This window comes from Dyella sp. AtDHG13 (genome assembly GCF_003201105.1).
Lineage (GTDB): Bacteria > Pseudomonadota > Gammaproteobacteria > Xanthomonadales > Rhodanobacteraceae > Dyella > Dyella jiangningensis_B.
On sequence record NZ_QICJ01000017.1, the window covers coordinates 1 to 20,108 of the forward strand.

Here is a 20,108-nt window from a genome sequence, read left to right on the forward strand (position 1 = left end):
CCGAGGCAAACTACTACCGGCAACTCGCCAGTCAGGCAGCCACCGTGGAGGCCTGACTTAAACCAAACAGCCTCCACGGAACACGGGGCGGTTCAGAATCCATCTTGTTATCAAGACGATAAAAATCACAGGGGCAACTGAAAAACAGTGGCATCCTGACTAGCTACCCCCTTTCTCACCAGCCGCACGATCCTCCCGTCGACCGACACACGTCCTAACTTCAGCCGTTTCGCTGCTTTGAGCGAGGGCAACGCCAAGGAAACCAGGATGTCCTTTCCCCATAAACGCCCCGCCCTGCACGGCGACACCACCACCCACGGCGGCTCCATCGAGGCGACCGGCCGTTTCAAGATCAACGGCCGCCGCGTGGCCCTTATCAATGACATCGTGCACTGCCCTCGCTGTGGCGCCACCACGATCAACCAGGGTGACGAGGGATTGCGTGGCGGTGCCAAGGTGGCGCTACATGGAGCGACTACCTCTTGCGGCGCCACGGTTATCTCAAGCCTGTCCCCTTAACCTGGGCGGCCGTTCCGGACGTGAGCCATCCTGCGGGCGGCTCGCCAGTCCGATGCGAGCTACCTTGCGCGGAACGCCCCTGCAGCAGTGGCCCTGGCCGTGTTTCCAGAGGATGATGGCCGCCTTGCGCAACCATCGTCTTCTCGCCAGGCCTGCGCCGCACCGCACGACAGAGGCATGGTTCGGCTGAAACCCAGCGAACAATGACAACGTTGTCATTCGATGCGCTTTGCCAAATGAAACAAGGATTTGGCGCTGGCCGCCAAGCGCACGAATTGGCACCATCGCCGCAGTCCATTGTCTCGCCGCAATACACTGTATTAAAAGCTCTTTTTGACCGACATCGGGCGCCAGCCGGGAGCTCTCCAGGCACTGGCGCGGTGCAACATGAAACGGCGCTATGGGGGGCATAGCGGCCAATGGCGGCTGCACGCCCCGATGGCTCATGTGTGTCAAAATTTGACAACGTTATGCTTAGCGTCGATAACACGCCTATCACCTCCTCGCCCCATGGGGAAAGAGGGAGGGCTTACGGGGGAGTCGGACCTCTCGGGGTCCATCGTTCAGCGGCTATCCGCGGGGAGTAAAGTTCATCCATGTCTGCCACCACGCTTGCCGCCGGCGAGTCGCGCTCTTCCAGCATCGTGCCGATGCTCATCATCGGCGTGCTGTTCTTCATCTTCGGCTTCGTCACCTGGCTCAACGGCCCGCTGATCACCTTCGTGAAGCTCGCCTTCAACGTGGATGACGTGTCGGCGTTCCTGGTGCCGCTGGTGTTCTACTTCTCGTATTTCTTCCTGGCCATTCCCTCCTCCAGCGTGCTTCGCCGCACGGGCATGAAGAAGGGCATGGGCCTGGGCCTGTTCGTGATGGCGATAGGCGCGGTGCTGTTCGGCCAGTTCGTGAGCATGCGCATCTTCTACCCGGCGCTGGTCGGCCTGTTCGTGATCGGCGCGGGCCTGGCGCTGCTGCAGACGGCTTCCAACCCGTACATCAGCATCCTCGGCCCGATCGACAGCGCCGCGCAGCGCATCGCCTTCATGGGCATCTGCAACAAGGTGGCCGGCGCGCTGGCGCCGTTCGTGTTCGGCGCGCTGGTGCTCAGCGGCATCGATACCTTCGACCAGCAGGTGAAGGCCGCGGCGACGCCGGAAGCGAAGGACGCCCTGCTCAACGCCTTTGCCGCGAAGATCCACATGCCGTACATGATCATGGCCGGCCTGCTGGTGGTGCTGGCGATCTGGGTGGTCCGCTCGCCGCTGCCGGAGATCAAGCCGGCCGGCGCCAATGCCGAGTCGGACATCGGCCACGGCAAGGGCGGCATCTTCAGCTTCCCGCACCTGTGGCTGGGCGTGCTGTGCCTGTTCCTCTACGTGGGCGTGGAAGTGATGGCGGGCGACGCCATCGGCACCTACGGCCAGGGCTTTGGCCTGCCGCTGGACGAGACCAAGCATTTCACCTCGTACACGCTGATCGCCATGCTCGCGGGCTATCTCGCCGGGCTGGTGCTGATTCCGCGCTTCATCTCGCAGCAGAGCTACCTCGCCGTGTCGGCGGTGCTGGGCGTGCTGTTCACGCTGGGCGCGTATGTCACCACCGGGCATACCTCGGTGGGTTTCGTCGCCGCGCTGGGCTTTGCCAACGCGATGATGTGGCCGGCGATCTTCCCGCTGGCCATTCACGGACTGGGCCGGCTCACCGAGCGCGGCTCGGCGCTGCTGATCATGGCCATCGTGGGCGGCGCCCTGGTGCCCCAGCTGTTCGTGCATCTGAAACAGCACTTCAACTTCCAGCTGGTATTCATGGCGCTGATGGTGCCCTGCTATCTGTACATCCTCTACTACGGCTTGAGGGGGCACCGCGTCGGCCAGCACGCGCACTGAGCCCGGTGGCGCGCAGGCCGCGCCGCCCGCAGGGTCAGGCCCGCTGGGCTACGATGCCGCTACTTCCCGTATTGCCGGAGTTTTCACGTTGCGCAACCCCACCATCAAGGACGTCGCCAAGCGTTCGGGCGTTTCGCTCAAGACCGTCTCGCGCGTGATCAACCGCGAGGCCTCGGTGCGCGCCGACACGCGCGAGAAGGTCGAGCGCGCGATCGAGGCCTTGGGCTACCAGCCCAACCCTTCCGCGCGCGGCCTGCGCAGCACGCACGCCTATGCCATCGGCCTGGTGTACGACAACCCGAACGCGCACTACGTGATCAGCATGCAGGACGGCGTGCTGTCCGCCTGCCGCGAGCGCGGCTTCGGCCTGCTGATCCACCCTTGCGATTCCACCTCGCCTGACCTGGCCGCGGAACTGTGCGCGCTGGTCGAACGCAACCGCCTCGCCGGCCTGGTGCTGGCGCCGCCGATGTCCGAACAGGCCGAGCTGATCAACACGCTGACCGACAACGACATCAGCTTCGTGCGCATCATTTCCTCGCGCGAGGATCCGCACGACGGCGCGCCGTGCGTCTACATCGACGACCGCAGCGCCGCGTATGCGATCACCGAGCACCTGATCCAGATGGGCCACAAGCGCATCGGCTTCCTGTGGGGCGAACCGCACCACCGCTCCAGCCCGGAGCGCTACCAGGGCTACGCCGACGCGCTGCGCGACTACGGCCTGCCGCTGGACAAGAAGCTGGTGCTGCCGGGCCGCTATGCGTTCGACGACGGTTTCCGCGGCGCGCGCAAACTGCTGGCGCTGAAGGACCCGCCCACGGCGATCTTCGGCAGCAACGACGAAATCGCCGCCGGCGTGCTCGCCGCCGCGCGCTCCAGCGGGCTGGATGTGCCGTGGAATCTTTCCATCGCCGGTTTCGAGGACAGCCCGTTCTCCAAGCAGGCGTGGCCCGCGCTCACCACCGCACGCCAGTCCACCAGCGACATCGGCCGCCACGCGGCGCTGCAGCTGATGGCCGAACTGCAACGCAAGGCCGGCGCGGCCGTCGAGCTGCCGCACAGCGAATGTTTCGTACCCGAACTGGTCGTGCGTGGCTCCACCGCGCCGCCGCAAACCCCGACGCCACGCAAGGGCTGAGGCTGCGCCTCGACCCGAGCGGTGTGCGCCCACACGCATGCCAAGAGACAGACGATGAAGGAAGCAAGCGACACCCTGATGTACCGCGAGGCCCATGAAGCGGCCGCCGTGGTCGAGCGCCAGCTGCGCGAGAACGCGCAGATCCTCAAGACGCTCGGCGAGCAGCTGCGGGCCAGGCCGCCACGCTTCATCGTCACCTGCGCACGCGGCAGTTCCGATCATGCCGCCGCTTACGCGAAGTACGTCTTCGAGACGCGCCTGGGCCTGATCACGGCCTCGGCTTCGCCCTCCATCTCGTCCATCTACGACGCCGACCTGCACCTGGACGGCGCGCTGTTCATCGCCATCTCGCAGTCGGGCAAGAGCCCGGACCTGCTGCGCAGCGCGCAGGCCGCCAAGGATGCCGGCGCGCGCGTGGTGGCGCTGGTGAACGTGGAGGATTCCCCGCTGGCGCAGATGGCCGACACCTTCGTGCCGCTGCGCGCGGGCCCGGAACTCAGCGTGGCCGCCACCAAGAGCTACCTCGCCACGCTTGCCGCCGTGCTGCAGCTCACCGCGCACTGGGGCGACGACGCCGAACTGCACGGCATCGTCGAACGCCTGCCGGAAGATCTGCGCCGTGGCTGGGACTGCGACTGGAGCCCGATGGTCGAGGGCCTGACCAAGGCGAGCAGCCTGTTCGTGGTCGGTCGCGGCTACGGTTTCGGCGCGGCGCTGGAAGCCGCGCTCAAGCTCAAGGAAACCTGCGGACTGCACGCCGAGGCCTTCAGCGCCGCTGAAGTGAAGCACGGCCCGATGGCGATCGTGGGCGAGGGTTTTCCCGTGCTGTTCTTCGCCCAGGGCGATGGCACGCAGGACAACACCATCGCCGTGGCGAACGAATTCCGCGCACGCGGCGCGCGCGTGTTCATTGCCGCGCCGGGCAACCATGATCCGGACAAGCTGCCGCTGCCCGACGGCGTGTCGCCGATGGTGACGCCGCTGCTGGCCGTGCAGAGCTTCTATCGCGCCGCCAGCGAACTGTCGCTGGCGCGCGGCTACGACCCGGACGTGCCGCCGCACCTGCGCAAGGTCACGGAGACGATGTGATGACCACGCCCCTCACCGCACTCATCAACGGTCGCGTACTCACCGACCACGGCCCGCAGGCCGGGCTGGCGGTGCTGGTGCGCGGCCAGCGCATCGAGGCCATCGCCCGCGCCGACGACCCGCGCGTGTCCGGCGCGAAGGCGCACGACCTGCAAGGCCGGCTGCTGCTTCCCGGCTTCATCGACGTGCAGGTCAACGGCGGCGGCGGCGTGCTGTTCAACGCCGAACCCACCGTGGAAGCCCTGGCGACCATCGGCGCGGCGCACCGCAAGTACGGCACCACCGGCTTCCTGCCGACCCTGATCACCGACACCGCCGAGGTGATGCGCAAGGCGCTCGATGCTGTGGACGCGGCCATCGAACAGGGCGTGCCCGGCGTGCTCGGCATTCACCTGGAAGGCCCCTTCCTCGCCACCGCGCGCAAGGGCATCCACGATGCCAGCCTGTTCCGCCTGCCCGACGCGCAAGACATCGCTGCGATCACGCGCAACCGCCGCGGCGTGGTGATGCTGACGCTGGCTGTGGAAGAAGTGCCGCTCGACACCATCCGCCAGCTCAGCGAGGCCGGCGTGCTGGTCGTGGCCGGCCACACCGCCGCCACGTATGCCCACACGCGCGCCGCGCTCGACGCCGGCGTGTGCGGCTTCACCCATCTGTACAACGCGATGACGCCGCTCGGCAGCCGCGAGCCCGGCGTGGTCGGCGCGGCGCTGGACGATCCGCACAGCTGGTGCGGCCTGATCGTGGACGGCCATCACGTGCATCCGGTGGCGCTGCGCGTCGCCATCGCCGCCAAGGCAAAGGGCAAGAGCGTGCTCGTCACCGACGCCATGCCGCCGGTGGGCTCGGACAACCCCGAGTACGTGCTCAATGGCCAGACCATCATCGCGCGCGACGGCATCTGCCAGAGCGACGCGGGCGTGCTCGCCGGCTCGGCGCTGGACATGGCGACCGGCGTGCGCAACCTGGTGGACATGGTGGGCCTGCCGCTGGCGGAAGCCTCGCGCATGGCGAGCGCGTATCCCGCCGCGTGGCTGGGGCTGGACCGCACGCATGGGCGCCTCGTCGCGGGCCAAAAGGCGGACTTTGCCGTGCTGGATGATGGGTTGGTGGTGAAGGAAACCTGGATTTCGGGCGTGCGGTACGGGGTTTGATGCCTTGCTCGTCATTCCGGCGCAGGCTGGAATGAACGATGGTACGCGACACTGCAATGTCTCCGTATGCGCCCATTTCCCTCACCGTCATTCCCGCGAAAGCGGGAATCCAGTGCCTTTCTCAACGTGAATTAAAGACGCTGGATGACTCGCTTCGCTCGCCCTTTCAGGGCCGCCCCGCGGGCGTTCCTCGCGCTACGCGCTCGTCCCGCTTTCGCCGAAATGACGGTGAGGGGTAGATGGCGTTGTGCAAGCTCGCCTTCTTCCCGCTCACTCGTACACATGCAACCGATTGAAGATCCACGCGTGGTACGACTTCACCAGCCCAGGCTGCGCGCAGTCGGTATAGAGACCGTTGCAGCGCGTGCGCAGTGAAATGGCCGCCGAGAAATACGGATCGGTCGGCAGATCCGCCGCCTGCAGCACCATGCTCGGCAGCAAGGCGATGTCGAGCATCGGATACGCCGGCAGCGACGGGCCCTGGAAGTTGCTCTTGATCATGTAGTACGTCAGGTAATCCTTGTACGAGGACAAACCATCCGGCCACGTGCGCGGCATCGCCTTGATCAAGCCGCTGAAGGAGGGCTGGTGATCGCCGAAGTGCACGATCACGGTCGGCTGCGCGCGGTCGAGGAAGTCGTGCTCCAGCCCGCGCATCGCCGCGTCGGAGTTGTGCAGGTTGGCGAGATACGTGTTGAAGTTGAGCGACTCGCGCGTCGGCAGGCCCTTGAGCACGCCCTTGTTGAACGGCGGCGGCAGCGAGGAGAGCGGATCGGTGTCGTGCGGGCCGTGCTGGGCCAGGGTCAGGATCATCACGAACACCGGCTGGCCCGGCTTCTTCACCTTGTCGTAGACGCGCTTGGCCGCGTCGAACATCTGCTTGTCGGTTTCCTCCCACTCCTCCAGGCCCAGCTGGCCGGCGTCGTAGAACTGGTCGAAACCATAAGCCTTGTACGCGTTGCGGCCGTTGAGGAAGCTGCCGTTGGTCGGGTAGATCGCCACGGTGAGGTAGCCCAGGCGCTGCAGCTGGCGCGGCAGGCTGTCCTGCACGTGCGGCGCCAGCACGTAGGGCGCATACATGCCGCCGGGGCCGAAGATGTCCTGCGGCATGCCGGTGAGCGTGGCGAACTCGCTCACCCAGGTGCCGCCGCCGAAGGTGTGCACGCGCATGGGCCCCGTGGCGCGAGTGCGCACGTCGGTCTTGAACATCGCCACGCGGCACTCGGGGATGTTGCACTGGGTGAAATTGGCGGGGTTGAAGGTGCTTTCCTCCAGCACCTGCACGATGTCCGGGTACGAATCCGCCGAGCGCGGAATGGCGGCCGGCTCGCCCGAGGCCGTGGCGCCCCAGTCCTGCTCGGCCTGCGCGTCGTCGCCCATGGCCGGCAAACGGACGTCCGAATCGCTGAAGTTGACGAAGAAGTTGGTGATCTGCGCGTCGTCGGAGAGCTTCTCCCACACGTTCTTCGCATGCACTTCGGCAAACGGGCCGTTCGGCAGCAGGCAGATCCAGAACGCGAACGCCCACACCGCCACGCCGCTCAGGCGCATCACCCAGGCGCGGCTCGGGCTGAGGTTGACCAGCAGGCGGCGATCGAAGCGCCACACCGCCCACAGCACCAGCGGCGTCACCACGCACACCACCAGCGACAGCATCCACAGGTGCGGGTAATGGCCCAGCGTCTCGAGCAGGCTGCTGCGCGCGTAGTAGATGAAGTCCGCCGGCATCAGCGGCGAGTCGAGGTAGCGCAGCTTCATCACGGACAGGAAGTTGAGCCCCAGGAACAGGCCGCCGCTCACCACCAGCGCCGTGGCCGGACGCGCGAAGGCGGACAGCAGCATGCCGAACGCGCACACCATCAGCGCGATCACGAAGGCCTGCTGCAACAGCGCCGGCTCGCGCATCGCGGTCATGTTCACGCAGAACAGGAAAAAGCCCGTGGCAAGCAGCCACGGCCCACTTTTCCGCAGGAAGCGAAGCGATTGTGGCGACATGTGCGGAAGGCCCCCTGTTCGGCCCGGTGTCATCTGGCGGCAATTCTACGGACTTGCGACTGTCACATGCACAATGGCCGGCAACGGCCAAACGGCGGCCTGACGCGGTTCAGCAGCCATTTCGCCGGCAAGGCGCCATGCCGATCTGCTAGGTTTGCCGCCTTTGCTCCCTTCCACGGACAGGCTCATGACTCGTCGTCTCCTCCCCCTCGCCGCCCTGGCCGCCGCCGTACTGGCAGGCTGCGCCAGCCAGCCGGCCAATCACTCGGCCGCCCTGCCCGAGGGCAGCCGCGCCCAGGTGGCCATCCTGGAAACCACGGACGTCCACTCCAACGTGCTCAGCTACGACTACTACAAGCAGCGCGAGGACGATTCGGTGGGCTACGAGCGCGTGGCCACCCTGGTCCGCCGCGCCCGCGCGCAGTATCCGAACAACTTCCTGTTCGACAGCGGCGACACCATCCAGGGCAGCGTGCTGGCCGATTACCAGGCGCTGGTGAAGCCGGTCGGCTGCGACCAGGAACTGGGCATCTACCAGGCCATGGACGCCATGGGCTACGACGGCGGCACCGCCGGCAACCACGAGTTCAACTACGGCCTGGGCTTTCTCTCCCAGGTCACCGGCACGCCGATGAACGTGGACGGCGGCCACGCCGACCGCTGCGCCGGCCCGCATTTCCCGCTGGTGCTTTCCAACGTGTTCAGCGCCCGCGACGGCGCGCCCATCTTCAAGCCGTGGACGGTCGTGCAGAAGGACATCGCCATCACCGCGCCCGATGGCAGCACCCGCAAGGTACCGCTCAAGGTCGGCATCATCGGCTTCACGCCCCCGCCGATCCTGGAGTGGGACAAGCAGAACCTCGCCGGCAAGGTCACCGTGACGGGCGTGGTCGAGGCCGCGCAGAAGTACCTGCCGCAACTGCAGGCGCAGCATCCGGACATCGTCGTCGCGGTGCTGCACGGCGGCCTCAACACGGCGCCCTACACGCCCGACATGGAAAACGGCGGCTGGTATCTGGCCGGCATCCCCGGCATCGACGTGGTGCTGCTCGGCCACGCGCACAGCGAATTCCCCGGCCCGCACTACAAGGGCATGAAGGGCGTGGATGCAGAACGCGGCTTCGTGCAGGGCAAGCCGGCCGTGATGGGCGGCTTCTTCGGCAAGGACCTGGGTGTGATCGACCTGGCCTTGCAACGCAAGGACGGCCGCTGGGTGATCGACGACAGCCAGACGCACAGCGAAGTGCGCCCGATCTGCCCGAAGAAGAACGACTGCGTGCCCGCCGACCCGGCCATCGCCCCGCTGGTGCAGCAGGCGCATGAAGCGGCCGTGGCCTATGTGAACACGCCCATTGGCGAGACGCGCGTGCACCTGAGCAGCTACTTCGCCGACGAAGGCAACATGACCGCGCTCGCGCCGATCAACGCGGCCATGCGCGACTACGTGCAGAGCGAACTGCCCAAGACCCATCCGGAACTGGCGAAGGTGCCGGTGCTGGCGGCCGCGGCGGCGTTCCGCACCGGCTTCGGCGGCCCGGACGACTACACCGACGTCGCCGTGGGCCCGCTCACCCTGCGCAGCGCGGCGGACCTCTACTTCTACCCGAACACGCTCGCCGCGGTGAAGGTGGATGGCGCCGGGCTCAAGGCTTGGCTGGAGAAATCGGCCGAGCGCTTCAACCGCATCGACCCCGGCAAGGACGGAGAACAGCAGCTCATCGGCAATACCCTGCCCGGCTACAACTTCGACCAGATCCAGGGCGACCTGAGCTACCAGATCGATGTGACCAGGCCGGCGGGCGAACGCATCGTCAAGCTCGCCTACAGGGGCAAACCGGTGAAGCCGGATCAAACCTTCGTGGTCGCCACCAACAACTACCGCGCCAGCGGCGGCGGCAACTTCCCCGGCCTGGACGGCAACAACATCGTGCTCGCCGCCCCCGACGGCGCGCGCGAGATCCTGGCCAAGTGGCTGCAGAAGAAGCAGACCCTCACCGCCAGGGACCTGCCCGCCGCCTCCTGGCACTTCGTGCCAGTGAAGACGCGCGGCGAGGTGGTGTTCAAGGCCGCCAGCGGCAAGCAGGACGTGGCGCGGGAAGCGGGGCTGAAGAACATCCGCCAGTTGAAGGACAACGGCGATGGCACGGCGGAGTACGCCGTCGACCTGTCGCGCTGAGGGCCTTTCGACACTTCTGCAAACACCCATTTCCCTCACGTCATTCCGGCGCAGGCCGGAATCCAGTAACGAAGATGATCGGTTGTCGCCACAGCCTGCGATGTTCTGCACTGCCTCGCGAAGACCAGCCACGACGGCTACTGGATTCCGGCCTGCGCCGGAATGACGATGAAAGCGCCCGCACTGCCCGCAGGCGCGCAACGGCGTAGACTTCGCCGCGCGTTCTTCGTGACGCTCACGGAGCCATCCGATGCAAGCCGAACAGAAATACTGGTTTCCCGCCAAGCGCTACGGCTGGGGCTGGGGGTTTCCCACCACCTGGCAGGGGCTGTCGGTCCTGGGTGCGTATATCGCCCTGCTGGCTGGCGGTGCCTCGTGGCCGAGGGCGGGCCATTCGCACGGCTGGTTCGTGCTCTACGCGGGCGGGCTTACCGCGATTCTGCTGCTGGTCTGCTGGCTCAAGGGCGAGCCGCCGCACTGGCGCTGGGGCAGGCAGGACTGACCACGCAGCGCGCTGGCGCGTTTGGGGTGGCCCGAAGGTTTCAAACGTACCTGTTGACTGCAGTGCAGCAATCGCCCTAAGGTCGGGTCCATGTCGCCGCTCAACGCGCCAGCACGCATGTTCCAGGCCCCGGTTTTCGCCGGGCGCGTGCCGTTGTCCGCCGGCGCGCTGACCATCGCCACCCTGACCACCACACCACGACCACTATTACCACCGGGTCGGGGTGGGTTTCCGTGCGCGAATAAGTTCCTGACGCAAACGGCCCCGCCCTCGATGAGGCGGGCCGGCGCACACTCCGACTCTCCTTCGCGAGCACGGGCCACCACCTTGGAGGCCACCGTGAACGCTGTCGCATCACCCTCGCTCGAACAACCGTCGCTGCCACCACATGCCCGTGCGCTGCCGACGGCCACCGCGCGCCAGCGCGTCCTCGCCGTGGGCCTGGTCGGCCCCGGCCGTGTCGGCAGCGCCCTGCTGGACCAATTGCGCGCGGCGCGGCCGCGCCTTGCACGTGCGGGGCTGGACCTGCGCCTGTGCGGCGTGGCGGCCAGCCGGCGCATGTGGCTGGACGTGGACGACCCCGAGCTCAACGGCCGCCACGACAGCGCGCAGACCTGGCGGCCGAGCAATCTCGACGAGTTCGTCGCGCATCTGCGCGGCAACGATGGCCACCACGCCATGCTGATCGACTGCAGCGCCAGCGATGCGGTCGCCTCGCGCTATACCGAATGGCTGGCCGGCGGCGTGCACGTGGTGACGCCAAACAAGCTCGCGGGCAGCGGCCCGATGCCGCGCCTGCAGGCGATACGCGCTGCCTGCGAAAGTGGCGCGCGCTTCCGCTACGAAGCCACTGTCTGCGCCGGCCTGCCGGTGGTGCAGACGCTGCGGGACCTGCTCGATACCGGCGACGAGCTGCTCGCGGTGGAGGGCATGTTCTCCGGCACGCTGGCGTGGCTGTGCAACCGCCACGATGGTAGCCGGCCGTTCTCGGCGCTGGTGCGCGAGGCGCACGCGCTGGGTTACACGGAGCCCGATCCACGCGACGATCTCTCCGGCCTCGACGTGGCGCGCAAGCTGGTGATCCTCGCGCGCGAGGCCGGCTGGTCGCTGTCGCTGGAGGACGTGGATGTGCAAAGCCTGGTGCCGCCCGAGTTGGCCGCGCTGCCGATGGACGAGGTGATGGACAAGCTGCATCTGCTCGATGCGCCGATGGCGCGCCACGTCGCCCATGCGCAGACGCAAGGCTGCGTGCTGCGCCACGTCGCCAGCCTCGATGCCAAGGGCCACGCCAGCGTGCGGCTGGCCGTGCTGCCGCAGTCGCATCCGTTCGCGCACACGCGCCTCACCGACAACGTCGTACAGTTCACCACCCACCGCTACCGGGAAAACCCGATGCTGGTGCAAGGTCCCGGCGCCGGGCCGGAAGTCACGGCGGCGGGCGTGTTCGCCGATCTGTTGCGCATCGCCGAGTCGCTGGAGGTGCGCTGATGAATGCCCAATTGATGGAATCCCTGATGTCTCCCCAGCGCGCGCTGAGCGCACAGGCCATGGCCTACGCCAGCGTCGGCAACGTCGCCGTTGGCTTCGATATCCTCGGGCACAGCGTGGCCGGCGCGGGCGATCGCGCGATCGTGCGCCGCATCGAGGAACCGGTGGTGCGCATGGCCGCCATCCACGGCGTGGTGACCAACCTGCCGCTCGATGCCGCCGCCAATACGGCAGGCGCGGCGCTGATGTCGCTGCGCCGCGCATTGGGTTTGCGCCACGGCTTCGAGGTGGAGCTGCACAAGGGCATTGCGCTGGGATCGGGCATGGGTGGTTCGGCGGCCTCGTGCGTGGCCGCGCTGGTGGCCGCCAATGCCTTGCTGGAACGCCCGCTGTCGCGCGAAGCACTTTACGGATTCGCGCTCGATGGCGAACAGGTGGCCAGCGGCAGCCGCCATGGCGACAACCTGGGGCCGATGCTGCTGGGCGGCCTGGTGCTCTCCACGCACGATCGCCCGCTGCGCCTGTCGGTACCGGAAAACTGGCATTGCGCGTTGGTGCATCCGCATGTGGTGCTGGAAACCCGTGAATCGCGCGCCGTGCTCGCCAAAGGTTTCGACCTGCACGACGTGGTCGCGCAGCATGCCAACCTTGCCCTCTTTCTCACCGGCTGCCAGCGCGGCGACACCACGCTGGTGCGCGAAGGCCTGAAGGACGTGCTGGTGGAACCAAGGCGCGCGCCGCTGGTCCCAGGCTTCGCACGCGTGAAGCAGGCTGCTCTGGATCACGGTGCGCTGGGCGCCAGCATTTCCGGCGCCGGTCCCAGCGTGTTCGGCTGGTATGAACGACGCGAGGACGCCGAACGGGCGGGCGCGGCCATGTCGGCGGCGTTCGCCGCGGAAGGCCTGGCCAGCGACGTGCTGGTTTCACCCATCAACGGACCCGCCGCAGCGCTGGTCGACGAGGAAGACGCGGCATGAGCGAGCCGTTGCAGTACCGCAGTACCCGTGGCGCGCGGCATGCCGCTGGCATCGAGGAAGTGATCGCCGCCGGCCTGGCGCCCGATGGCGGCCTGTACGTGCCCGAGGCGCTGCCGCAGCTGGATGCCGCTGATTTCAGCGCCGGCGGTTCGCTGGCCGATACCGCCGCCACGCTGCTCGCGCCTTTCTTTCGTGGTTCGTCGCTGGCACACGAACTTCCCGCGATCTGCAGTGAGGCGCTGAATTTCGACGTGCCGCTGCGGCCACTGTCGTATCAACCCGATGCCTCGGTGCTGGAGTTGTTCCACGGGCCGAGCGCGGCCTTCAAGGATGTGGGCGCGCGTTTTCTCGCCGCCTGTTTCCGTCGTCTTCGCCGCGACGACGACGCGCCGCTGACCATCGTGGTGGCGACGTCCGGCGACACCGGCGCGGCCGTGGCCGCGGCCTTCCATCGCCAGCCTGGCGTGCGCGTGGTGATTCTCTATCCCGATGGCCGCGTATCGCCGCGGCAAGCGCATCAGCTGGGCTGTTTCGGCGACAACGTGCAGGCCCTGCGCGTTAGTGGCAGCTTTGACGATTGCCAGCGCATGGCCAAGGCCGCGCTCAACGATGCGCCGTTGCAGCAGCGCGTGCCGCTGTCGTCCGCCAACAGCATCAGCCTGGGCCGCCTGTTGCCGCAGATGAGCTACTACGCGCATGCATCGCTGGCGTGGTGGCGCGAGCACCGCGCGCCGCTCAACTTCATCGTGCCTACCGGCAATCTGGGCAATGCGCTTGCCTGCGTGTGGGTGCGCGAGATGGGTTTGCCGGTGGGCGAGATCCACCTGGCCTGCAATGCGAACGCCACGCTGAGCGATTATTTCGACGGTTCGCCGTATTCGCCGCGCCCGGCCATCGCTACGCTCGCCAATGCCATGGATGTCGGCGCGCCCAGCAATTTCGAGCGCCTGCGCTGGACCTTTCCGCACGACCACGAACTGCGCCTGCAACTGCACGCGGCCAGCGTGGACGACGACGCCATTCGCGACACCATCGTCCACCACGCACGCGAGCACGGCGAGGTGTTCTGCCCGCATACGGCGACGGCGGTGCATCTGCTCGATGGCATGGGCGTCACCGGCCTGCCCTGGGCGGTGGTGTCCACGGCGCATCCGGCGAAATTCGATAGCGTGGTGGAGCCGTTGATCGGGCGGAAGCTCGACGTACCGCCTGCGCTGGCTGCGATGCTGGAGCGGCCGGCATATGCTGAGCCGATGGCGGTTAGCGAGGTTGCGCTCAAAGACTGGCTGGATCAGCGGCTGGGAGTAGAGCGTGCCGCTGTTGCGAGCTAAATCATCTATCGGATAGCGAAGATCTGCTTTCTAGGCAGCGTCCAACGCCGCACGGCCTTGCCGATACCTCACCGTCATTCCGGCGAAAGCCGGAATCCAGTGCCTTTGGGCTTTCTTGTGGCGTGTAGAAAGTCGCTGGATTCCGGCTTTCGCCGGAATGACGGTGAGGGAAATGCGCGCTTGAGGCGAATTTGGAACTGGCACAGGCAAACTCGCCAGCGGCCCAATAACCAGGCACGGCGAGATCACTCGTCCAGCACCGCCCCATTCGTCTCGATCATCTTGGCGTAGAACTTCGCCGTCGCCTTGGGCGTGCGCTTCTGCGTGGCGAAATCCACGTGGTACAGGCCGAAGCGCTTGGCGAAGCCGAGCGACCACTCCAGGTTGTCCAGCAGCGACCACGCGTAATAGCCGCGGATGTCCACGCCCTGCTGGATGGCGTCATGCACGGCCTTCAGGTGCTTGCGCAGGTAGCTGGTGCGCAGCGGGTCCTGCACCACGTCGCCCTCGGCCACCGGTGCGTCGTAGAAGGCCGAGCCGTTTTCGGTGATGTAGAGCGGAATGTCGCCGTAGCGCTGCTTGAACCAGGTGAGCGTGTCGGTGAAGCCCTGTTCGTACACTTCCCAGCCGGTTTCGGTGTGGGTGACGTTGGGCTGGCGCACGGGCACGGCCTTCAGCGGATAGGCCTCCGGGTCGTGCCTCACCACGGCGCGCGTGTAGTAGTTGATGCCGACGTAGTCGACCTTCTGCTTCGTCAGCGCGAAGTCGTCCGCCGGGAAATCCGGCCAGGCGGGCCCGAAGATTTCCTTCAGTTCCGGCGGATAGCTGCCCAGCAGCGCGGGATCGGCGAACTGCTCGTTCATGTACGCATGCGCGCGGCGCGTGGCGGCGATGTCTTCCGGGCTGTCGGAGGCCGGATACTTCGGCTCGATGTTGAACACCACGCCGATCTCGTGCCTGCCCAGCGCGCGATACGCCTGGATGCCGGCGCCGCTGGCGCGCATCAGGTTGTGCGTGGCGATGGGCGCCTCGTACTTGCTGCGGTGGCCCGGCGCCAGCTTGCCGTGCAGATAGCCGCCGTCGGTGACCACCCAGGGCTCGTTGAGCGTGGACCAGCGCTTCACGCGATCGTCCAGCGCCTTGAACATCACGCTGGCGTATTCGGCGAACCAGTGGGCGCTGTCGCGGTTGAGCCAGCCGCCGCGATCGTCCAGCGCGGCGGGAAGATCCCAATGGAACAGTGTGGCGTTCGGCTCGATGCCGCTTTCCAGCAGCTCATCGACCAGGCGCGAATAGAAATCCACGCCCTTGGGGTTGATGCGGCCGGTGCCCTCCGGCAACACGCGCGCCCACGCGATGCTGAAGCGATAGCCCTGCAGACCGAGCGCGCGCATCAGCTGCACGTCGCCCTTGTAGCGCCGGTAGTGATCGCAGGCGACGTCGCCGGTGTCGCCGTTCGCCATCATGCCCGGTGTGTGCGCGAAGCGCTCCCAGATGCTCGGGCCCGCGCCGTCGGCCAGGGGCGAGCCCTCGATCTGGTAAGCCGAGGTCGCGGCGCCCCAATGGAAGCCGGGCGGAAAGCGATAGCTCTGGGTCATGTCGAGAAATTCCCTATGCCGCGTTGCGGCTTGATGTAAACGCTTACATATCGAGAATAGCCTAGCGCGGCACGGATGTGCAGCGGTGACGCGCACATTCGGCTACGGTGGCCCATGCAGCCGCCGGCTAAACGGAGCGAGAAGCGTTGATGGCTACGGTGAGTCTGGATCGCGTTGGCAAGGTGTATCCCAATGGCCATGTCGGCATGGCCGAAGCGAGTTTCGAGATCGCCGATGGCGAACTGCTGGTGCTGGTGGGCCCTTCCGGCTGCGGCAAGACCACGCTGCTGCGCATGATCGCGGGGCTCGAGTCGATCTCTTCCGGCACGCTGCGCATCGGCGACCGCGTGGTGAACGACGTGTCGCCCAAGGACCGCGACATCGCGATGGTCTTCCAGAACTACGCGCTCTATCCCCACATGACGGTGGCGGAAAACCTCGCCTTTGGCCTGCGCCTGCGCGGGAAGTCCAAGGCCGAGATCGACGAACGCATTCGTCAGGCCGCCAGGCAAATGGAACTGGAGCACCGCCTGGATGCGCTGCCGGCGTCGCTTTCCGGCGGTCAGCGGCAGCGCGTGGCGCTGGGGCGCGCCCTGGTGCGCGAGCCGCGCGTGTTCCTGCTCGACGAGCCGCTCTCCAACCTGGACGCCAAGCTGCGTCTTTCCATGCGCGTGGAAATTGCGCGGCTGCACCGCCAGCTCGGCGCCACCATGATCTACGTGACGCACGACCAGGTGGAGGCGATGACGCTGGGGCAGCGCATCGTTGTGCTCAACGGCGGACAGATCCAGCAGATCGACACGCCGATGCGTCTCTACGAGAAACCCGCCAACCTTTTCGTGGCCGGTTTCCTCGGTTCGCCGGCGATGAACCTGCTGCGAGGTCCGCTGCGTCATGGTGCGGGCTGGCATCTCGAAACCCCGCAGGGCGAGTTGCGGCTCGGCACGCTGGATGCGCAGACGCCGGAACTGCTGCCGTGGATCGATCGCGAGATCGTGCTCGGTATCCGCCCGGAACACCTGCGTCCCACCAGTGAGGCGAACGCCACGTTGAGCGCCACGCTCGAAGTCACCGAGCCGGTAGGCAATGAAATCTTCCTCAACCTGCGGCGCGGCGAACAGACGCTGGTGTCGCGCGTGGCACCCGGCGCCCTGCCCGATGCCGGCGGCGTGATGCATTTCGAGCTGGCGCTTGATCGTCTGCATATGTTCGACCCGGCCTCCGGGATGCGTATCGCCTGAGCGATCCGTCATCCCTTCACGCTGCCCAGCAAAAGACCTTCGATGTAATAGCGCTGCATGGCGAGGAACAAGGCAAGCACAGGGATCACGGTCACCACCGAGCCGGCCATCATCAATTCGCTGTCCTGCGCGTGCTCGCGGGCGAGCGAGGCCAGGCCCAGCGGCAGCGTGTAGTGCTCCTGTCCGGTCAACGCGATCAACGGCCACATGAAGTCGTTCCACGCGGTGAGGAAGGTGAAGATCGCCAGCGTCACCATGATGGGCTTGAGCAGCGGCAGCACGATCTGGCCGAAGATGCGCAGCTCGCTGGCGCCGTCGATGCGCGCCGCTTCCAGCAGCTCGTCGGGAATGCCGCGCGCGTACTGGCGCACCAGGAAAATGCCGAACGCGGTGGCCGCCGCCGGCAGCACCAACGCGGCATAGCTGTTCACCAGCCCCATGCTCTTGAGCATGAGGAACAGCGGCAGCATGGCGACCTGGGCCGGCACCACCAGCAAGCCGAGCAACAACTGGAACAGCCGCTCGCGGCCGGCGAAGCGCAGCTTGGCGAAGGCATAACCCGCCATCAGATTGAAGGCGAGCGACAGCACGGTGATGGCGGTGGAAATCGCGAAGCTGTTGAACAGATAGCGCCCCACGCCCGCGCGCAGGAACAGCACCTCATAGTTGTGCCAGCTGGCATGCGCTGGCCAGAGCGGCGGCGGCAGGCTGCTGGCTTCGCCCGGCCGCATGAACGACACGGCAAGCATCCACAGCAGCGGAAACAACGCCACCAGCGTGCCGCCGATCAGCAGGCCATGGATAACGGCCCTGGCGACGCGCGCGTTCATGCCGCCTCTCCACGGCGTCCCAGTCGCAGCATCAGCGCGGTCACGGCGAACATGATGACGAACAGCAGGAAGGCCACCGCCGATGCGGCGCCGAAGTTCCACCATTTGAAGCCTTCGTTGTACATCAGGTAGAGCACGCTGGTGGTGCTCTGCAGCGGACCGCCTTCGGTCATCACATAGGGTTCGGCGAACAGCTGGAAGTAGCCCGATACCGTAAGGATGCCGACCATCAGCAACGTGGACCCGAGCATGGGCAGAGTGATATGGCGGAACTGCTGCACGGCGGAGGCGCCGTCGATGCGTGCGGCTTCGTAGAGATCCTTGGGTATCGCCTGCAGGCCCGCCAGCAGGATGATCATGTTGTAGCCGAAGTTCTTCCACACCGCGAACAGGATGATCGAAGGCATGGCCCAGTGTGGATCGCCCAGCCAGTCCACGGGATGGATGCCCACCACGCCGAGCACATAGTTCAACAAGCCGTACTTGGTGTTGAGGATGTAACGCCACACCACCGCCACGGCCACCACCGTGGTCACCACCGGCGCGAACAGCGCGGTACGGAAGAAGGCCTTGCAGCGCGCCAGCGGCGAGTTGAGCAGCAGCGCCGCGCCCAGCGACACCATGAGGGAAAGCGGCACGCCCACGATCACGAAGTACAACGTGTGGCCCAGCGCCGACCAGAACGCCTTCTGGTGAAGAAGATCCCAATAATTGCCCAGCGCGACGAAGCGTAGATGACGGATGTCCGCCAGCGCATAGAGGTCGTAATCGGTAAGGCTGAGCGCCAGCGCCGCGATCACCGGCAACAGGAAGAAAACACCGAGCACCAACAGCGCCGGCGCCAGGAACCACCATGCGGCGCGCTGCGCGCTCATGGCGAGGCCACCGCGTTGCGCGAATGATCGAGAATCCAGCGGCGCTTCTCGAGAATGCGGTCCGCACGGCGGTCGATCTCGGCGGCGGCTTCATCGACCGTCAGCTCGCCGGCCACGGCACGCGCGGCCACGAGCTGCATCTCGTTGGCGATCCGCTCCCACTCCGGCACCGGCGGCGAGGGCTTGACGTGCTCCAGCTGTTCGCGAAACGCCTGCACCTTGGGATCGGTGCGCAGGCTGCCGCCGTCCCATGCGCTGCGCCGCGCGGGCATGTCGCCGAGCAGGCCGTAAAGGCGCCGCTGCACGTCGGGGCGCGACAGGTACTCGATGAGCAGCCACGCATCGTCCTTGTGCGCGGAGCGGCGGAACACCACGAGGCTGGAACCGCCCGCCGCCCCGACGCCCGCGCCATCGGGGCCCGGCAGTGGTGCGGTGGCCCACTCGCCTTCTCGATCCGCAGGCAGGCGCTGGCGGAATTCACCGATGTTCCATGGGCCGGAGAAATAGAACGCATACACGCCGCGCCCGAATTCATCCCATGGGTTGCCCGCTTCCACCGCCGTGATGGCCGGCGCCTGCTTCAGGCGGAAGGTATCCACATAGAACGCCAGCGCGCGCTTGAAACCCGCGCTGCGGAAATTGCCGTAGCGTCCGCCGTCGCGCAGCATCGGCTCGGGCTGTTGCAGCGCCAGCGACATCAGCTGCTCGTATTCGTTGGTGGGCAGCAGGATGCCGTAGGTGCCGCGCTCGGGATGGCTGAGCGCGGCAAGCATGTGCCGCCACTCGTCCCAGGTGCGCGGCGGCGCATCGAAGCCGGCGGCCTTGAGCAGATCGCGACGATAGAACAGCAGGCGCGTGTCCACGTACCACGGCACGCCGTAGAGCACGCCGTCGATGCGGTTGATCGCCCAGATGGATGCGAAGTAATCCTCCGGCTTCACCGTCGCCGACGCCACCACGCGCTGCTGCAGCGGTTCCAGCGCATTGAGCGCGGCAAATTCCGGCAGCCAGGTGTTGCCGAGCTGGGTGAGGTCCGGCGTGGAGTCGCCGGCGAACGCGGTGAGCAGCTTCTGGTGCGCCGCGGTGAGCGGCATCTGCTGCACCTCCACGTGGATGTCCGGATGCTCGCGCTCGAACTCCGGCAGCAGCTTCACCACGGCCTCGCCTTCGCGGCCGATGGTCCAGAAGGTCAGCGTGCGCGCATCCTTCGATGACGAACATCCCGCCAGCGATAACGCGAACAGGGCCAGCAGGCGGCAAGCCGTCCGGCGTGTCGTTGCGCTGTCGCGGCGGAAGGGATCAGGCATCG

16 protein-coding genes are annotated in these 20,108 nt (G+C 66.7%); 11 read left to right on the forward strand and 5 right to left on the reverse strand.

Translation table 11 applies throughout. From position 1 onward, the window contains the following. Positions 1-267 precede the first annotated feature (267 nt). The 5 genes from BDW41_RS21050 (at position 268) to nagA (ending at position 5,786) form a co-directional block, all read left to right on the forward strand. Positions 268-519: a PAAR domain-containing protein gene (locus BDW41_RS21050; RefSeq protein ID WP_074548483.1), complete on the forward strand. Its 252-nt coding sequence runs from the start codon at positions 268-270 to the stop codon at positions 517-519. A 596-nt stretch (positions 520-1,115) separates the two neighbouring features. Continuing rightward, a complete protein-coding gene (locus BDW41_RS21055) occupies positions 1,116-2,402 on the forward strand; it encodes a sugar MFS transporter (protein WP_074548481.1) in 1,287 nt (428 codons plus the stop codon). 88 nt (positions 2,403-2,490) lie between these two features. Next, complete coding sequence (locus BDW41_RS21060; protein ID WP_074548479.1) at positions 2,491-3,543, forward strand: LacI family DNA-binding transcriptional regulator; 1,053 nt, start codon at positions 2,491-2,493, stop codon at positions 3,541-3,543. A gap of 54 nt (positions 3,544-3,597) precedes the next feature. Continuing rightward, positions 3,598-4,632, forward strand: coding sequence for an SIS domain-containing protein (locus BDW41_RS21065; protein ID WP_074548477.1), 1,035 nt, complete (start codon positions 3,598-3,600; stop codon positions 4,630-4,632). Beyond that, positions 4,632-5,786, forward strand: a complete 1,155-nt coding sequence (gene nagA / locus BDW41_RS21070) for an N-acetylglucosamine-6-phosphate deacetylase (RefSeq protein WP_074548475.1) — start codon at positions 4,632-4,634, stop codon at positions 5,784-5,786. The genes BDW41_RS21065 and nagA overlap by 1 nt, the downstream gene beginning before the upstream one ends. 270 nt (positions 5,787-6,056) lie before the next feature. Here the strand turns inward: nagA and BDW41_RS21075 are convergent, their stop codons facing one another. Next, a complete protein-coding gene (locus BDW41_RS21075) occupies positions 6,057-7,781 on the reverse strand; it encodes an alkaline phosphatase family protein (RefSeq protein WP_074548473.1) in 1,725 nt (574 codons plus the stop codon). Between the two features lie 187 nt (positions 7,782-7,968). Here BDW41_RS21075 and BDW41_RS21080 point away from each other — a divergent pair, with 187 nt between their 5' ends. From BDW41_RS21080 to thrC, 5 genes are all read left to right on the forward strand, one after another. Then, on the forward strand, positions 7,969-9,957 hold the full coding sequence (locus BDW41_RS21080; protein WP_074548471.1) for a bifunctional 2',3'-cyclic-nucleotide 2'-phosphodiesterase/3'-nucleotidase: 1,989 nt from the start codon (positions 7,969-7,971) through the stop codon (positions 9,955-9,957). Positions 9,958-10,207: 250 nt separating this feature from the next. After that, on the forward strand, positions 10,208-10,459 hold the full coding sequence (locus BDW41_RS21085; RefSeq protein WP_074548469.1) for a hypothetical protein: 252 nt from the start codon (positions 10,208-10,210) through the stop codon (positions 10,457-10,459). A gap of 378 nt (positions 10,460-10,837) precedes the next feature. Beyond that, positions 10,838-11,947 carry a homoserine dehydrogenase gene (locus BDW41_RS21090; RefSeq protein ID WP_233496987.1) on the forward strand — a complete coding sequence of 370 codons (1,110 nt, stop codon included), beginning with the start codon at positions 10,838-10,840 and terminating at the stop codon, positions 11,945-11,947. Further along, positions 11,947-12,924, forward strand: coding sequence for a homoserine kinase (locus BDW41_RS21095; RefSeq protein WP_074548465.1), 978 nt, complete (start codon positions 11,947-11,949; stop codon positions 12,922-12,924). Before BDW41_RS21090 ends, BDW41_RS21095 begins: the two co-directional genes overlap by 1 nt. Then, complete coding sequence (thrC, locus tag BDW41_RS21100) at positions 12,921-14,255, forward strand: threonine synthase (protein ID WP_074548463.1); 1,335 nt, start codon at positions 12,921-12,923, stop codon at positions 14,253-14,255. Before BDW41_RS21095 ends, thrC begins: the two co-directional genes overlap by 4 nt. A gap of 245 nt (positions 14,256-14,500) precedes the next feature. Here thrC and BDW41_RS21105 read toward each other — a convergent pair whose 3' ends face one another. After that, the gene (locus BDW41_RS21105; protein ID WP_074548461.1) at positions 14,501-15,853 is read right to left on the reverse strand and encodes a GH1 family beta-glucosidase; all 1,353 of its coding nucleotides are present in this window, start codon (positions 15,851-15,853) and stop codon (positions 14,501-14,503) included. A 149-nt stretch (positions 15,854-16,002) separates the two neighbouring features. On the opposite strand from BDW41_RS21105, the gene ugpC reads away from it, so the two are divergent. Beyond that, positions 16,003-17,094 carry a sn-glycerol-3-phosphate ABC transporter ATP-binding protein UgpC gene (ugpC, locus tag BDW41_RS21110; RefSeq protein ID WP_074548459.1) on the forward strand — a complete coding sequence of 364 codons (1,092 nt, stop codon included), beginning with the start codon at positions 16,003-16,005 and terminating at the stop codon, positions 17,092-17,094. A gap of 8 nt (positions 17,095-17,102) precedes the next feature. On the opposite strand, the gene BDW41_RS21115 is transcribed toward ugpC, so the two are convergent. From BDW41_RS21115 to BDW41_RS21125, 3 genes are read right to left on the reverse strand one after another with little or no spacing between them, the layout of a single operon-like run. Continuing rightward, a complete protein-coding gene (locus BDW41_RS21115) occupies positions 17,103-17,924 on the reverse strand; it encodes a carbohydrate ABC transporter permease (protein WP_074548457.1) in 822 nt (273 codons plus the stop codon). Continuing rightward, entirely contained in the window at positions 17,921-18,799 is an 879-nt protein-coding gene (locus BDW41_RS21120; protein ID WP_074548455.1) for a sugar ABC transporter permease, read from the reverse strand. The genes BDW41_RS21115 and BDW41_RS21120 overlap by 4 nt, the downstream gene beginning before the upstream one ends. Then, positions 18,796-20,106: a sugar ABC transporter substrate-binding protein gene (locus tag BDW41_RS21125; RefSeq protein WP_074548453.1), complete on the reverse strand. Its 1,311-nt coding sequence runs from the start codon at positions 20,104-20,106 to the stop codon at positions 18,796-18,798. The genes BDW41_RS21120 and BDW41_RS21125 overlap by 4 nt, the downstream gene beginning before the upstream one ends. Positions 20,107-20,108: the final 2 nt, after the last annotated feature.

Bases quoted from the DNA above. Each gene is read 5' to 3' on its own strand.
- BDW41_RS21050 (WP_074548483.1), top strand. From the start codon at position 268: ATGTCCTTTCCCCATAAACGCCCCGCCCTGCACGGCGACACCACCACC.
- BDW41_RS21075 (WP_074548473.1), bottom strand. From the start codon at position 7,781: ATGTCGCCACAATCGCTTCGCTTCCTGCGGAAAAGTGGGCCGTGGCTG.
- BDW41_RS21055 (WP_074548481.1), top strand. From the start codon at position 1,116: ATGTCTGCCACCACGCTTGCCGCCGGCGAGTCGCGCTCTTCCAGCATC.
- BDW41_RS21080 (WP_074548471.1), top strand. From the start codon at position 7,969: ATGACTCGTCGTCTCCTCCCCCTCGCCGCCCTGGCCGCCGCCGTACTG.
- BDW41_RS21065 (WP_074548477.1), top strand. From the start codon at position 3,598: ATGAAGGAAGCAAGCGACACCCTGATGTACCGCGAGGCCCATGAAGCG.
- nagA (WP_074548475.1), top strand. From the start codon at position 4,632: ATGACCACGCCCCTCACCGCACTCATCAACGGTCGCGTACTCACCGAC.
- ugpC (WP_074548459.1), top strand. From the start codon at position 16,003: ATGGCTACGGTGAGTCTGGATCGCGTTGGCAAGGTGTATCCCAATGGC.
- BDW41_RS21115 (WP_074548457.1), bottom strand. From the start codon at position 17,924: ATGAACGCGCGCGTCGCCAGGGCCGTTATCCATGGCCTGCTGATCGGC.
- BDW41_RS21105 (WP_074548461.1), bottom strand. From the start codon at position 15,853: ATGACCCAGAGCTATCGCTTTCCGCCCGGCTTCCATTGGGGCGCCGCG.
- BDW41_RS21085 (WP_074548469.1), top strand. From the start codon at position 10,208: ATGCAAGCCGAACAGAAATACTGGTTTCCCGCCAAGCGCTACGGCTGG.
- BDW41_RS21095 (WP_074548465.1), top strand. From the start codon at position 11,947: ATGAATGCCCAATTGATGGAATCCCTGATGTCTCCCCAGCGCGCGCTG.
- thrC (WP_074548463.1), top strand. From the start codon at position 12,921: ATGAGCGAGCCGTTGCAGTACCGCAGTACCCGTGGCGCGCGGCATGCC.
- BDW41_RS21125 (WP_074548453.1), bottom strand. From the start codon at position 20,106: ATGCCTGATCCCTTCCGCCGCGACAGCGCAACGACACGCCGGACGGCT.
- BDW41_RS21120 (WP_074548455.1), bottom strand. From the start codon at position 18,799: ATGAGCGCGCAGCGCGCCGCATGGTGGTTCCTGGCGCCGGCGCTGTTG.